The 14075-nt window shown below is 67.5% G+C and carries 11 protein-coding genes and 1 tRNA gene; 3 read left to right on the top strand and 9 right to left on the bottom strand.

Annotated elements, in window-relative coordinates:
* Positions 1-2: 2 nt before the first annotated feature.
* Positions 3-1646 carry a monocarboxylic acid transporter gene (locus M5J20_RS09245; protein WP_253578903.1) on the top strand — a complete coding sequence of 548 codons (1644 nt, stop codon included), beginning with the start codon at positions 3-5 and terminating at the stop codon, positions 1644-1646.
* 136 nt (positions 1647-1782) lie between these two features.
* Here M5J20_RS09245 and M5J20_RS09240 read toward each other — a convergent pair whose 3' ends face one another.
* The 3 genes from M5J20_RS09240 to M5J20_RS09230 all read right to left on the bottom strand — a co-directional run bounded on the left by M5J20_RS09240 (position 1783) and on the right by M5J20_RS09230 (position 4743).
* A complete protein-coding gene (locus tag M5J20_RS09240; protein ID WP_253578902.1) occupies positions 1783-2880 on the bottom strand; it encodes an HNH endonuclease signature motif containing protein in 1098 nt (365 codons plus the stop codon).
* A 106-nt stretch (positions 2881-2986) separates the two neighbouring features.
* Positions 2987-3829, bottom strand: coding sequence for a DUF1906 domain-containing protein (locus M5J20_RS09235; protein WP_256478236.1), 843 nt, complete (start codon positions 3827-3829; stop codon positions 2987-2989).
* 47 nt (positions 3830-3876) lie between these two features.
* The gene (locus M5J20_RS09230) at positions 3877-4743 is read right to left on the bottom strand and encodes a polysaccharide deacetylase family protein (RefSeq protein ID WP_253578896.1); all 867 of its coding nucleotides are present in this window, start codon (positions 4741-4743) and stop codon (positions 3877-3879) included.
* 66 nt (positions 4744-4809) lie between these two features.
* Here M5J20_RS09230 and M5J20_RS09225 point away from each other — a divergent pair, with 66 nt between their 5' ends.
* Positions 4810-5190 (top strand): hypothetical protein, encoded by a 381-nt coding sequence (locus M5J20_RS09225; protein WP_253578893.1) that lies wholly within the window; start codon positions 4810-4812, stop codon positions 5188-5190.
* Here M5J20_RS09225 and M5J20_RS09220 read toward each other — a convergent pair.
* From M5J20_RS09220 to M5J20_RS09195, 6 genes are all read right to left on the bottom strand, one after another.
* Positions 5165-6496 carry an MFS transporter gene (locus M5J20_RS09220; RefSeq protein ID WP_253578890.1) on the bottom strand — a complete coding sequence of 444 codons (1332 nt, stop codon included), beginning with the start codon at positions 6494-6496 and terminating at the stop codon, positions 5165-5167. The genes M5J20_RS09225 and M5J20_RS09220 overlap by 26 nt on opposite strands.
* A 125-nt stretch (positions 6497-6621) precedes the next feature.
* Positions 6622-6694 (bottom strand) — tRNA-Arg (locus M5J20_RS09215).
* 40 nt (positions 6695-6734) lie between these two features.
* Positions 6735-7019, bottom strand: coding sequence for a mycoredoxin (locus tag M5J20_RS09210; RefSeq protein WP_253578887.1), 285 nt, complete (start codon positions 7017-7019; stop codon positions 6735-6737).
* A complete protein-coding gene (locus M5J20_RS09205; protein ID WP_253578884.1) occupies positions 7019-7504 on the bottom strand; it encodes a dihydrofolate reductase in 486 nt (161 codons plus the stop codon). Before M5J20_RS09205 ends, M5J20_RS09210 begins: the two co-directional genes overlap by 1 nt.
* Positions 7504-8304 (bottom strand): thymidylate synthase, encoded by an 801-nt coding sequence (locus M5J20_RS09200; protein WP_253578881.1) that lies wholly within the window; start codon positions 8302-8304, stop codon positions 7504-7506. Before M5J20_RS09200 ends, M5J20_RS09205 begins: the two co-directional genes overlap by 1 nt.
* Entirely contained in the window at positions 8304-9077 is a 774-nt protein-coding gene (locus M5J20_RS09195) for a 3'(2'),5'-bisphosphate nucleotidase CysQ (protein WP_253578878.1), read from the bottom strand. The genes M5J20_RS09200 and M5J20_RS09195 overlap by 1 nt, the downstream gene beginning before the upstream one ends.
* 31 nt (positions 9078-9108) lie before the next feature.
* On the opposite strand from M5J20_RS09195, the gene M5J20_RS09190 reads away from it, so the two are divergent.
* Positions 9109-13836: an ATP-dependent helicase gene (locus tag M5J20_RS09190; protein ID WP_253578875.1), complete on the top strand. Its 4728-nt coding sequence runs from the start codon at positions 9109-9111 to the stop codon at positions 13834-13836.
* The last annotated feature ends 239 nt before the right edge of the window (positions 13837-14075 follow it).

The following is a 14075-nucleotide window of genomic DNA, read 5'->3' as shown; positions in this document are numbered from 1 at the left end:
CCATGCAGACGACTCTTCTCGCCGCCCCCGCTGCGCAGGGCACCGGCAACCCGATTCTCAACATCGCCGTCTTCGGCATCTTCATCGTGGTCACCCTGTTCGTGGTGACCCGTGCCGGCAAGACCACCAGCGAAGCCTCCGACTTCTACACCGGCGGCGCAACCTTCAACGGCACCCAGAACGGCCTCGCCATCGCGGGTGACTACCTCTCCGCCGCGTCCTTCCTGGGCATCGTCGGCTCCATCGCGCTGAACGGTTACGACGGCTTCCTGTACTCCATCGGCTTCTTCGTGGCGTGGCTCGTGGCCCTGCTGCTCGTCGCCGAGCCGCTGCGTAACGTCGGCCGCTTCACCATGGCGGACGTGCTCTCCTTCCGCCTGAAGCAGAAGCCGGTGCGCGTGGCTGCGGCCTTCGGCACCCTGTTCGTGTCGCTGTTCTACTTGATCGCCCAGATGGCCGGCGCCGGCTCCCTGGTGTCCGTGCTGCTGGACCTGCACTCCTTCAGCTCGCAGGCAATCTGTGTCGCGATCGTCGGCGTGATCATGATCGTGTACGTCCTCATCGGCGGCATGAAGGGCACCACCTACGTCCAGATGATCAAGGCCGTGCTGCTCATCGCCGGTGTCGCGATCATGGCTGTCCTGGTGTTTGTCAAGCTGCGCGGCGGCAACCTCTTCGACGCTGCGATCGACATGCACGCGTCCTCCCAGACCCTCGCCGAGAAGGGCTACGCCGCTGAGGCCATCATGCAGCCGGGCCTGAAGTACGGCGGCACCCTGACCAAGCAGATCGACTTCGTCTCCCTGGGTCTCACCCTGGTGCTCGGTACCGCTGGTCTGCCGCACGTGCTCATGCGCTTCTACACCGTGCCGACGGCGAAGGAAGCCCGCAAGTCCGTGACCTGGGCCATCGTGCTCATCGGCTCGTTCTACCTGCTCACCCTCATCCTCGGCTACGCTGCTGCAGCGTTCGTCGGCCCGGACCGCATCCTCGCCGCCCCGGGTGGCGCGAACTCCGCCGCACCGCTGCTGGCGTTCGAGCTCGGCGGCTCCATCTTCATGGCCCTGATCTCCGCAGTCGCGTTCGCTACCGTGCTCGCGGTGGTGGCAGGTCTTGCGATTACCGCCTCCGCCTCCATCGCCCACGACGTTTACGACGCCGTGCTGCGCGACGGCCAGTCCTCCGAGGAGGAGCAGGTCCGCGTCTCCCGCATCACCGTGGTTGTGCTCGGCATCGTCTCCATCATCCTCGGCATCCTGGCCATGACCCAGAACGTGGCGTTCCTGGTGTCCCTCGCCTTCGCCATCGCGGCGTCCGCGAACCTGCCGACCATCCTGTACTCCCTGTACTGGAAGAAGTTCAACACCACCGGCGCTGTCTGCTCCATCTACGCGGGCCTGATCTCCTGCCTGCTGCTGATCTTCCTGTCCCCGGCAGTTTCCGGCTCCCCGAGCTCCATGTTCCCGAACGCTGACTGGGCGCTCTTCCCGCTGTCCAGCCCGGGTATCGTCTCCATCCCGATCGGCTTCCTGGCCGGCATCATCGGCACCTACCTGGGTAAGCCGGACAACTTCGACGCCCTGCAGGCCGAGATGGAAGTTCGCTCCCTCACCGGTGTCGGCGTGGAGGCTCCGGTCGACCACTAGTCGCTGACACTGACGTAACACAGCAACGGCGCGGTTCCGCATAGGAACCCGCCGTTGTTTTTTGTTGCCCGCGCGCAGGGCATGCCGAGGGGCCGCTCGGGGAGCGGCTGGCGGAGAAAATGAGCGTCGAAAAGCGTTAGCCGAACAGTGTTTGCATCGCGCCGTAAGGATGCACCGGGTTGGGGACGGGGTGCCCGTTCGGGGAATGCCAGGTGGGGGTGCCGCGCACCATCTCGACGCGGCCGCGGCTGGGGTGCGCGGGGTCGTCGTCGTTGACCCCGTTGTGGTAGCTGCACAGCATCGCGATGTTGTTGAGGTTTGTCTCGCCGCCGTGGTGCCAGGCGGTGATGTGGTGGGCCTGGTTGTGGTCGGCGGGGCGTCGGCAGTCGGGGACGGGGCAGACGGGGTTCACCATGGCCGCGAGGGTGCGCTGCTTCGCGTTGGCGAAACGCTCCGTGCGGTACAGGTTCACCGCGCCGTGCTCCGGGTGGAAGAGCGCGGCCTGCAGGTGGTGCTCCTCGTCGGCGAACTGTGCGAGGTACTCGGCGCCGGTCATGGTGGTGCCGTCGGTAAGCCCGAGCACCACTTCGTCGCCGGTGCCTTCATGGATGGACACCCAGTCCTCGAGCGCGATCATGAGGGTCGGGTGCGGCGTGGCGAGCGGGACCCCGCTGTGGGCGGCGTCGCCGCGCATGAGCATGAGGAAGTGCGTGAGCAGCTGGGGCGCGAGGGGTTTCGTGTGGTCGACGAGCTGCAGCAGGGCGTGCTCGAGGTCGGCGAGCTCGCGTTCCGACGCCGTGACAATCATCGTGCGCATCCCCGCAATCGAGCGGCCGAAGCGCACGCCCGGCAGCGGGGCGCGCTGCGTGGCGGGCAGGTGCTCGTTGAGGAAGCGGCGCAGCTGCTTGCGGGTGCGGCACGGCGCGGCGGCGAGCATGGCGAGTACTTCGAGGCGGCGCGTGTGGCGCGTGGCTTCGTCCTCGATCGCGGACAGGCGGCGCTCGACCATGTTCAGGAAGTCGAGGGTGAGGCACGCGTTGCGGGCGAGGCGTCGGGCGTCGCGCTGCTTGCGCGTGAACCGCGTGCGCCCGTAGTACGTGGCGTGGAGCTGGCCCCAGGTGTGCACCCAGCCGGGGTTGATGCCGGCGTCGAGCGCGACGGCTTTGTCGAAGCCTTCGAGCGTGTCGACGGAAGTGGCGGCGAGCGCCCCTACGAGCGCGGTGAACGTGGTCATGCCCCGCACACTAAGCCGGGCGCAACCGTCGCGGAAGGCCCGGCGGCGAAGCTGTGGATAACTCCGTTGCGGCGTCAGCAATCACCGCGGGGTTATCCACAGGCGGCTAGCGCCGCAGGAGCGATTGAAGGTCGATCTGCGAAGATAGTTCGCTTGACCCCTTCACCAGTTCGGCCACGGCGGCTGCGGTCTGGCGGTCGTCGGGGGAGATGACCGAATTCAGCGCCGGCGCGACCGGTTGCGGGGCGGCAGCGGCGCCGGGGGTCCACTGCCCCCAGTCGGCGGAGTAGACGTTGTTGATGTCCACTTGGACGCCGTCGATGGTGTCGGTCCACTTCGCCTTCTGGTGGATGGTGGTGCGCGGGTGGATGCGCCCGCCGGAGCCCCAGTCGTGCTGCCAGAAGAAGCTGCCGATGCCGTCCTCGATGCACCACTGGATCACGTTGTAGTTGCCGTACACGCCCGTCTGGTATCCGGCGAGCATCAGCGCGGATTGGAAGGCGCGCAGGTAGGGGCGGATCTGGGCGTCGTACTGGGCGCGGGTGGGGTTGTCGTCGATGGCCACGTAGATCGGCCGGCCGGTCGGGCCGCCGGCGGCGCGGTGGATGCGGATCGCTTCCGGCGCGTGGCGGGCAGCCGACGCCGCGCCGCCCAGCCAGTCGGCGGTCTCGGCGCGCCCGAACTGGTACACGGAGGCGGTGGCGAGGCCGTAGGCCTTGAAGTCGCGCGTCTCGGCGAGCGTGACGGGTTTGCCCAGCATCCAGGTCGCGCCGGGCCGGCGCTCGGACACGTAGCGCACCGCGCCGAGGTGGCCGCGCGCCTTCACAGCGCGTGCCGACGGCACCCCCGCAGCGTAATCAATCACAGTCCCCATCACGCGGCCCTGGGCGCGGGCGGGCACGGGGGCGATGGCGGCGGCCGCGGTCGCGATCGCGGCGGATTTCAGCATGGCGCGACGGCTGATCGTATTCACACCCGTCACACTAGTCCCGCGCGTTACGGGTGGTGGGGAGCGACGCGGTGCTGGTGATCGTCGAGAAGCACGAAGCGGACGTCGGAAAGCGAAGAAAGCGCTTGGCGCACGCCGGCGGCGGTGCCGGACCCGGGGTGGTTCATGTGCGCCAGCACGATGGCGCCGTCGGGCGCGCCGATGATCTGCTGCGCCACCGCGTGCGCGCCGGACGTGGCGCCGTAGTCGCCGTTGACGCTGAAGCCGGCGATCTGCATGCCGGCGTCGCCTGCGATGCGGACGGCGACGTCGTCGTAATGCGCGGTGCCGGCGCGGAACCAGCGCGATTGCACGCCGAAGCCCGCGAGCGTATCGGCGTTGCCGCGGATCTCCGCGATCGCCTCCGCGGGGCTCGCCGTGCCGTGGATGCCGTACGCGGGCTGGCCGGCGACGGTGAGCGGCACGTGGCGGGTGCCGTGGTTCTCGATATGGAAGAGCGGGTCGGCTACGAGCTCCGCGGTGATGTCCGGGTGCGCCTCGATCCACGGCTGGGCGAGGAAGAGGGTGGCGGGGACGCGGTGTTCGCGCAGGACTTGGATGAGGGCGGCGTCGTAAAGCCCGCTGCACGCGTCGAACGTGAGCGCCACGGTGCGCGCGCCGGGCGTGGTGGGCACCGTATCCACGATCCCGGGCAGGTGCGTGCCGAAGGCCTGCGGCACCTCGCCTGCGTACGCTTCCGGCGCGGGCATGCGTGCCGACGTCTGCGTTACCGGCGCCGCCGTTTCCATCCGTGTCGATGTGACCGTGGTGGTCGGGTCCGACATCGTTTCGGTGGGGCGAGCGCATGACACCGCGCCGCCAGTGAGCAGGAGCGAGGCGGCGAGGAAGCGGCGGCGGGTCAGCGGAGCGGGCACAGGGGCAGTGTATGCGTGAGCGGCAAACCGTGCGCGGGGTAGGGGTTGTTAGGTATAAGAAACAGTATGACTGGCAAGTCCTCGAATGCCCTGCGGGCGCTGGTGTGGGTGCACGTTGTGCTGGTGATCTTCACGGTGATCTACGCCCTGCTCGGGCCGCGGGTTGCGATGGACATCCTGGGTGCCGTGGTGTGGTTGGTCGGCGGCATTGCGCTGCTCGTCGGCGCGTGCTGGCCCGGGGTGCCTGCGAGCGTACGCATCCTGACGGTGCTCGCCGCACTCTGTTACGCGCCGGCGGGCGGGTCCCACTTGTACTATGCGGCGTTTCCGCCCGAGGTGATCGGCGCGCTTATCAACCCGCTCGCGCTGGCCGGGTTCTTGGGGCCGCTGTTCGGCTTGCCCGCCGTCGCTTTCGCCGGGCTTAAGCAGCGGCCAGCGGCGCAGTAGCCCACTGCTTGCGGGTGTGCATGACGGCGAACTGGAAGCCGATGAGGAAGATCAGCGTGGCCACCGGGACGAGCACGAAGCCCATGCCGTAGGAGCCGAAGCGCTCCGGGAACCAGCCCCACAGCGGGGTGCCCAGCGCGAGGCCGATCGGGAACGCCATGCCGAGCACACCCCAGATCTTGGCGAAGTCCCGCTGGCCGAACGCGGCCTGCGCGATCAGTGGCGGGGAGACCGTGCCGTTCGCGGCACCGAGCGACATGAAGACGATGAGCACCAGGTACGGGATGAAGAAGGTGACCCACGTGGAGACGAGCACCGCGATGGCCGCGAAGCCGAGGGTGATCCAGAGCGTCTTCATCAAGCCGATCTTGTCGATGAGCCAGCCGAGGAACGGCTTGAAGATGATCAGCGCGATCATCTCGGTGACGATGACGGCGGAGATCTTCTCCGGCGGTACATAAATGTCCCACGGCGTGTTGGAAAGGTAGTTGACCAGGTGCTGGGTCAGGCCGTAGGTGATGCCGAGGAGCAGCACGGAAAAGGCGAGCACGTAGAAACCCGGAGACTTGTAGGCCTCCGCCTGGGTGAGGCCTGGCTCGACGCCGCCGGCGGTGGCGGTCTGGTCTGCGTCGGCGGAGAGCTGACCGAAGGCCGGCACGCGGGCGTCGGCGGGGCTGTTGCGGATGAGGAAGAGCGCAGGCAGCACGGTGAACGCTGCGAAGAAGGCGGCGAGGAAGAATGCGGTGGGGCGCCAGCCGGTGGCGTCGATAAGCTTGGGCAACACCGCGCCGAAGATGGCGCCGCCGATGCCGGAACCGGCGAGCGCGATGCCGAGCACCGTGCCCTTGCCCTTGATGAACCAGCGGTTGATCACCACCACCGGCACGTACTGCGCCGAGAGACCGACGCCGAGGCCGATGATGATGCCGGCGAGGTAGAACATCCAGATCTTCGACGAGATGCCGAACAGCACCAGGCCGGCCGCGGTGACCGAACCGCCGAGAATCAGCAGGCCCTGCGCCTTAATCTTGTCGACGAGCTGTCCCGCCAGCGGCATCGAGAGCGCCGAGCAGATGCCGAGCAGGGTGTAATAAATGAGGAACTCGGAAGCAGAGAACGAGGTGAACTCGCCGAGAATCACCGGGGTGAAGAAGCTCATGGCGGTAAACGAGACCGCCATCGCGATGTTGATTAAGCAGGCACCGATGGCGATGCGCAGGTACACGCCGGACATCTTCTCGCTCGCGGCGATTTGCTCAGGGGAGTAGGCGGGAGCGGGGGAGTTGGAACCGACTGCAGAAGACATGAACCCTCCTAGAGTGTCACCCCTCATGCTAGTTGTGAGCTGGGGTTTTCTCCTGGCAAGGAGGTGTGGTCTCGGCCAAGCCGAGCGTCCTGCGCTCCCAGCGGACTTCGCCGTCAACGACCGAGCGCCCCAGAGAGGAATCGAACCTCCGACACCGGCTTTAGGAGAGCCGTGCTCTATCCACTGAGCTACTAGGGCAACAGGCCAAGATTAGCGCACGTGCGGGCGCGCCTGAAACTTACGCCTCGCCGGTGAGTTCGCGCAGCTTGGCGCGCACCGCGGAGGCCTCGGGGTTCGTGGCGTGCGTGCCGTCGGAGTACAGCACGGTGGGCACGATGCGGTTGCCGCCGTTCACGCTCTCGATCCACGCGTTGACCTCGTCCATGCCGTCGGCGTCCACGTCCACGACCTCGTACGGGGTTTCGGTGCGGTCGAGGCGCTCGCGCAGCTTCTTGCAGAACGGGCACCACTCGGCGGCGAAGATGGTGACGTGCTCGGTGGTCTCGGGTGCAGAGATGCTCATTATTTCCTCTCGAAGCGCTGGTACTTGAACTTGAGGCCATTGCTTTTCGACGTTTGCCACTCACCGTCGTCGGTAAGCGAAAACTCGTCCCCGATGCGGGGCGCGAAGACTGGGGTGGTGACGGCGTCGGCCAAATGAACGTCGATAAGCGTGCGCTCGATGACGTCGACCTCGTCGAGCGTGGCCTCGTAGAGCTGGCCGCCGCCGATGATCCACGCGTCCGTGTTGAGGTCCGGCAGGTCGGTGGAGACGTACGCGCCGTCGGACCAGCGGCCCGGCTCGCGCGAGGACAAGACGTGGTTCGCGCGGCCCGGCAGGGGTTTCACCGGGAGTGCCTCCCACGTGCGGCGGCCCATGATGATGGGGCGGCCCATCGTGATTTCTTTGAAGTGGCGGAGATCCTCCGGCAGGTGCCAGGGCATGGTGTCGCCGTCGCCGATCACGCCGTCGAGGGACTGCGCCCAGATGGCGCCGAGGGTGGCCATTAGACAGAAACCTTTGCGGTGATGGTCGGGTGCGGGTCGTAGCCGACAACCTCGATGTCCTCGAAGGTGTAGTCGAAGATGCTGTCGGCCTTGCACAGCTTGAGCTGCGGGTAGGGGCGTGCGTCGCGGCTGAGCTGCTCGCGCACCTGCTCGATGTGGTCGTTGTAGATGTGGCAGTCGCCGCCCGTCCAGATCAGCTCGCCGACTTCGAGGTCCGCCTGCTGCGCGAACATGTGCGTGAGCAGAGCGTAGGACGCGATGTTGAACGGCACACCGAGGAACATGTCGGCGGAGCGCTGGTACACCTGCATGCTCAGGCGGCCGTCGGCAACGTAGAGCTGGAACAGCAGGTGGCAGGGCATGAGTGCCATCTTGTCCAGCTCCGCCACGTTCCACGCGGACACCAAGTTGCGGCGGGAATCGGGGTTTTCGGTGAGCGTGCGCACGGCCTGGGCGATCTGGTCGATGTGTGCCCCGTCCGGCGTGGGCCAGGAACGCCACTGCACGCCGTAGACGGGGCCAAGCTCACCGTCTGCGTCCGCCCACTCGTTCCAGATGCGGATCCCATTTTCCTGCAGCCAGCGCACGTTGGACTCGCCGCGGAGGAACCACAACAGCTCACCGGCCACGCCCTTGAAGTAGACCTTCTTGGTGGTCAGGAGGGGAAACGAGTCCTCGAGGTTGTATCGGATTTGGCGGCCGAACACGCTGCGGGTGCCGGTGCCAGTACGGTCGCCCTTCGGGGTGCCGTTTTTAAGTACATCCCGCAGGAGATCTTCGTACGGGGTGGGGATTGCCACTAGTTGGAGACTCCTTCAAAGCTGCCGTGCTGCTCGTAGTAGCGAGCACATGCAGCGAGAATGTCATCTGCCAGCTCGGGGCGGCAAATCAGCAGGTCCGGAATGTAGGTATCCGCGTTGTTGTAGCGCAGCTCGGAGCCGTCGAGGCGGGAGCAGTGCAGACCCGCGGCCATGGACACGCCCACCGGCGCGGCCTGGTCCCACTCGTACTGGCCGCCGGCGTGGACGTACGCATCATAATCGCCGAGCAGCACGTGCATCGCCTTCGCGCCGGCGGAGCCGACCTGGGCGGTTTCAAACCCGATCTCCTGCGCTACAAAGGAGGCGACAGCCGGGGGACGGTTGCGAGACATTGCCACCTTGCCGGCGAAGGGGCCGGAAACGTGGCGCACGTCGGAGGACTTGAACACTACGCCCAAGTCCGGCAGACCGACGGCGGCGTGGACCGGCACACCGTCCTCAACCAGCGCGATGTGCACCGCCCAGTCCTGGCGGCCGGTGGCGAACTCCTTAGTGCCGTCGAGCGGGTCGACGATCCACACCCGGTTGTTGTCCAAGCGGGCCAGATCATCAGCTGCCTCTTCGGAGAGGAAGCCGTCACCCGGACGGTGCTGCTCCAACACGCGAGCGATCCAGTTCTGCGCGAGGTCATCGCCAGCCTCGCCGAGCTCACGCCCGCGCAGCAGGCCCACGCCGCGGATGCCCTTCAGGATCTCGCCGGTGCCTTGCGCAATGAGGTTGGTTAGCCTGGAATCGGAGTATTCGGCGCTCATACCCCCGAATCCTACCGGCTAAAGTAAGCCCATGCCCGCCGAGCATTCCGAGGTCTTGAGCCGCTTCCACCCCCAGGTGGCAACCTGGTTCGAGGAGGTTTTTGCTGCGCCCACCGCGGTGCAGGCGAGCGCGTGGCGCGCGATTTCCGACGGCGAAAATTCCCTCGTCGTCGCCCCCACCGGCTCCGGCAAAACACTCGCCGCCTTCCTGTGGTCCCTCAACTCCCTCGTTGAGCGCGCCGGGCAGCAGGCCCTGCCTATCGACGGTGCCCAGCGCTCCACGCACGGCGGCGTCCGCGTCCTCTATATCTCGCCGCTCAAAGCCCTCGGCGTGGACGTGGAGAACAACCTGCGCGCCCCGCTCCAGGGCATCACGCGCGTGGCGCAGCGTATGGGCCGTCAGATGCCGGACATCTCCGTAGGCGTGCGCTCCGGCGACACCCCGCAGGCCGAACGCAACCGCCAGCTGCGCAAACCGCCGGACATCTTGATCACCACCCCGGAATCGCTCTACCTCATGCTCACGTCGAAGGCGGCGGCGATCCTGCAATCCGTGGACACCGTGATCATCGACGAAATCCACGCGCTCGCCGGCACGAAGCGCGGCGTCCACCTGGCGCTCTCCCTCGAACGGCTGGCCAGGCTCGCGGGGAACTTCCAGCGCATCGGCCTGTCCGCCACGGTGCGGCCCATCGAAACGGTGGCCAACTTCCTCGGGCCGCGCACCACCATCATCAACCCGCCCGCCGAGAAGCGCTGGGACCTCGTCGTGCGCGTGCCCGTGGAGGACATGAGCGATCTCCCCGTCCCCGAGGAGGGCTCCACCATCGGGGAGGCGATCATCGACGATCGCTTACTGCTTGACGACGATCCTCTGACCGGCCCGAACGAAGCGGAGCCACCCGCACCGCTCCCGTCAGGCGCGAAGAACAGCATCTGGCCCCACATCGAGCAGGCGGTGTACCAGGAAGTCATGGCGCACCGCTCCACCATCGTGTTCGTGAACTCGCGCCGCACGGCGGAGCGCCTGACCAGCCAGATCAACGAGCTGTGGGCGAAGGAGCACGACCCGGAGGCGCTCAGCGCGCCCACGCGGCGCCCGCCCGCGCAACTGATGAAGTCCGTGGACACCGCCGGCCACGCAGTACCCGTGATCGCGCGCGCCCACCACGGCTCCGTGTCCAAGGATGAGCGCCTGCTCACCGAGACGATGCTGAAGGAGGGGTCGCTCAAAGCGGTGATCTCCACGAGCTCCTTGGAGCTGGGCATCGACATGGGCGCGGTGGACCTGGTGATTCAGGTGGAATCGCCGCCGAGCGTGGCCTCCGGCCTGCAGCGCGTGGGCCGCGCCGGGCACGCGGTGGGCGCGATCTCCGAGGGCTCGTTCTACCCCAAGCACCGCTCCGACCTGGTACAGACGGCGGTGACGGTGCCGCGCATGCGGGCCGGCCTCATCGAGGAGCTGCATCCGCCGAAGAACCCGCTCGACGTGCTGGCGCAGCAGACGGTCGCCGCGATTGCGTTCGAGGACATCGAGGTGGACGACTGGTACGAGACCGTCACCCGCGCCTGGCCGTACCGCGACCTGCCGCGCGAGGTGTTCGACGCGGTGATCGACCTGGTCACCGGCGTGTACCCGTCCACGGACTTCGCGGAGCTGAAACCCCGCGCGATCCTGGAGGGCACCACGTTGAAAGCCCGCCCCGGCGCGCAGCGCGTCGCCGTGACCAACGCGGGCACGATTCCGGATAGAGGCATGTTCGGCGTTTTCCTCGTGGGCTCGGATGCGGAGGGCGGCGTGCCCCGCCGCGTCGGCGAGCTGGACGAGGAGATGGTGTACGAGTCCCGCGTCGGTGACGTGTTCACCCTCGGCGCATCCAGCTGGCGCATCGAGAACATCACGCGCGACCAGGTGCAGGTCTCGCCGGCTCCTGGCCACACGGGCCGCTTGCCGTTCTGGACTGGTGACAGCCTGGGCCGCCCGTACGAGCTGGGCAAGGCGCTGGGCGCGTTTCGTCGGGAAGCGAAAAGCGGCGAGGGCATCGACCCCTCGCTGGATGAGAAAGCCCGCAACAACCTTGTGCAGTACCTCGCGGAGCAGGAGGAGGCCACTGGCATCCTGCCGGACGACACGACGCTGGTGCTCGAGCGCTTCACCGACGAGTTGGGGGATTGGCGCGTGGTGCTGCACACCCCGTTCGGCAAAGGCGTCAACGCCGCGTGGGCCCTGGCCACCGGGTGGCGCGTGGCGCAAGAAACCGGCATGGACGCCCAGGCTGTGGCCGGCGACGACGGCATCGTCCTGCGCCTCCCGCAGGGGGAGAAGGAGCCGGACGGCTCGCTCTTCCAATTCGACGCAGACGAAATCGCGGACATCGTCACCGAGCAGGTGGGCAACTCCGCCCTCTTCGCCTCCCGCTTCCGCGAGTGCGCCGCGCGTGCGCTCCTGCTCCCACGCAAGAACCCCGGCAAGCGCGCCCCCTTGTGGCAGCAGCGGCAGCGTGCTGAGCAGCTTCTCGACGTCGCCCGCAACTACCCGTCCTTCCCCATCATCTTGGAGACGGTGCGCGAATGCCTCCAGGATGTCTACGACCTGCCGGCGCTGCAGGACGTGATGCGGCAACTGAACACGCGGCGCATCCGCGTGGCCGAGGTGACTACGGACACGCCCAGCCCCTTCGCGTCCAGCCTGCTGTTCAACTACACCGGCGCGTTCATGTACGAGGGCGACACGCCCCTTGCGGAGAAACGCGCCGCGGCGCTCGCGCTGGACCCTTCGCTTTTGGCCAAGCTCCTGGGCACGGTGGAGCTCAGAGAGCTTCTCGACGCCGACATTATCGCCGAAGTGGACCGCAACCTGCGCCGCGTCGGCCGCGCCGAAACCTCGGAGCAGTTCGCGGACACGTTGCGCATCGTGGGGCCCGTGCCTGTCGACGAATTGTCCGAGTACACCTCCGTACCGTTAAACACGCTGGAACAGACCCTGGGGCCCGCGCGCGTGATGCGGGTGCGCATCGGCGGGCGCGAGCACGTCGCGCAAACCCTGGACGCGGCGCTCCTCCGCGACGCGCTGGGCGTACCCGTCCCGCCCGGCGTGCCGGCGCAGGTGGCTACCATCCCGGACGCACTGGCCCAGCTGGTGGGCCGGTGGGTACGCACCCGCGGGCCGTTCACGCTGCGCGACTTGGCGGACGCGTTCGGCCTTGCGGTGGGCGCCGCCTATTCCGCGCTGCAACCCTTTATAGATAATGACAAGGTTGTTGAGGGTCGTTTTCGCCAGGGCATCGATGAGCAGGAGTACGTCGCCGCCGAGGTGCTGCGCACCATCCGCACGCGATCACTGGCGGCGGCGCGGGCGCAGGCGCGACCGGTTTCCCAGTCGGCGTTCGGCCGCTTCATGCCCGCGTGGGCGAACGTCGCCCCGGCCGGGGTCACGCCCGCGCTGCGCGGTGCCGACGGCGTGTATTCCGTGCTGGAGCAGCTCGCCGGTGTGCGGTTGCCGGCCAGCGCGTGGGAGTCCCACATCTTGCCCTCCCGGGTGGGTGACTACCAGCCGGAGATGCTGGATGAGCTGACCTCCGGCGGCGAAATTGCCATCGTCGGCGCGGGGAAGGCGGGCGCGCGCGACCCGTGGATCATGTTGCTGCCCACCGATTACGCCGCCCAGCTCATGCCGCAGGTGGACCCGCCGGTGTTGAGCCTGACCCAGCAGCAGGTTTTGGACACGATCGGCCGCGGCGGCGGGTACCTGTTCACGGACCTGTTGGCAGCCGTTGGCGGCGTGCAGAGCGCCACGACGGAGGAGCTGCGCGAAGCCATGTGGGACCTTGTGGAGGCCGGGTTCTTAGCACCCGACTCCTTCGCCCCGATCCGCGCAAGGCTTGCGGGCGGGAAGGTGGCGCACAGGGCGAAGCGGCGGCCGTCGCGAAGCAGGGTGCGCTCGGGACGCACCTCCTTTGCCAACCTCACCCCGCCGGACATGGCCGGGCGCTGGGCGGCGACGCCTGCGCCGGATGCGGATGCCACGCGGCGCTCGCTCGCGTTCGGTGAAGCGTGGCTGGACCGCTACGGTGTGGTCACGCGCGGCAGCATCGTCGCCGAGGACGTGCTGGGCGGGTTCGCGCTGGCGTATAAGACGCTGTCCGGCTTCGAGGAAAGCGGGAAGGCCATGCGCGGCTACCTCATTGAGGGCCTCGGCGCGTCCCAGTTTTCCACGCCTGCAACCATCGATAGGCTGCGTGGCTATCAAGATTCCGACGATATTGTGGGCTGGCCGTCGGGTGCGCGGGAGCCGTTGGTACACGTGCTGGCGGCGACGGATCCCGCGAACCCGTACGGTGCCGCACTGCCATGGGCGGAACAGGGCCCGACCCGCTCCGCGGGTGCGATGGTGGTGCTGATCGACGGCCTTTTGGCCGCGCACATCACCCGCGGCGGCAAGACCATGACCACGTTCTTCGACCACTTCCCCGACGGGGTGGGCGACCCGCTGCCGCTGGTGGTGCACGCGCTTGACGACGCCGTGAGGCGTGGCCGCATGTCTCCATTGAGCGTGGAAAAGCTTAATGGGGGAGCGGCGTTCAGCCTGCGCGAGTACGGGGCGACGGTGACCCACAAGGGCGCGCGCATCGGCGGGAAGGTGCATGCGGCACCGAAGCGGCGGGGCAGGAGTGTGGCCGAGGCGTTGGAGGAAATGGGGGAGCTAGATCCCCGGTTGCCAGCTGCAAACGAGGATGAGGTGCTCAGCTTCGACGACTAACCGGGGGATGGTTGGGACGTGCCTGGTTTCTCATCACCGCCATGCCAGCATTGGTTCAGGTAGCTCCAACTTTTCGAGTAGAGTTACACCTGTTTCCGAATGCTGCCCCGAAACTTGGCCAATACCCGCACGTAGTCGACGCGGCGGCGGAGACGCTCACGCGCTTTGCCAGCCAGCTAGAGGTTGACCCGGTGCTGCTGGTGGTGACTGGGGGCGGGTCCGCGTACACTGGGCGGACG

The sequence above is a fragment of the Corynebacterium stercoris genome (genome assembly GCF_024160105.1).
GTDB classification, from domain to species: Bacteria; Actinomycetota; Actinomycetes; order Mycobacteriales; family Mycobacteriaceae; genus Corynebacterium; species Corynebacterium stercoris.
The sequence above is the reverse complement of the archived record's forward strand: the minus strand, read 5'-3'. Positions and strand labels throughout refer to the sequence as shown.

What these genes read in the sequence shown, in the direction of transcription:
- M5J20_RS09210 (WP_253578887.1), bottom strand. Translation starts at nt 7,019, where the DNA reads ATGAGCATCTCTGCACCCGAGACCACCGAGCACGTCACCATCTTCGCC.
- M5J20_RS09245 (WP_253578903.1), top strand. Translation starts at nt 3, where the DNA reads ATGCAGACGACTCTTCTCGCCGCCCCCGCTGCGCAGGGCACCGGCAAC.
- M5J20_RS09235 (WP_256478236.1), bottom strand. Translation starts at nt 3,829, where the DNA reads ATGCTGAAATCCGCCGCGATCGCGACCGCGGCCGCCGCCATCGCCCCC.
- M5J20_RS09220 (WP_253578890.1), bottom strand. Translation starts at nt 6,496, where the DNA reads ATGTCTTCTGCAGTCGGTTCCAACTCCCCCGCTCCCGCCTACTCCCCT.
- M5J20_RS09190 (WP_253578875.1), top strand. Translation starts at nt 9,109, where the DNA reads ATGCCCGCCGAGCATTCCGAGGTCTTGAGCCGCTTCCACCCCCAGGTG.
- M5J20_RS09205 (WP_253578884.1), bottom strand. Translation starts at nt 7,504, where the DNA reads ATGGCCACCCTCGGCGCCATCTGGGCGCAGTCCCTCGACGGCGTGATC.
- M5J20_RS09240 (WP_253578902.1), bottom strand. Translation starts at nt 2,880, where the DNA reads ATGACCACGTTCACCGCGCTCGTAGGGGCGCTCGCCGCCACTTCCGTC.
- M5J20_RS09225 (WP_253578893.1), top strand. Translation starts at nt 4,810, where the DNA reads ATGACTGGCAAGTCCTCGAATGCCCTGCGGGCGCTGGTGTGGGTGCAC.
- M5J20_RS09195 (WP_253578878.1), bottom strand. Translation starts at nt 9,077, where the DNA reads ATGAGCGCCGAATACTCCGATTCCAGGCTAACCAACCTCATTGCGCAA.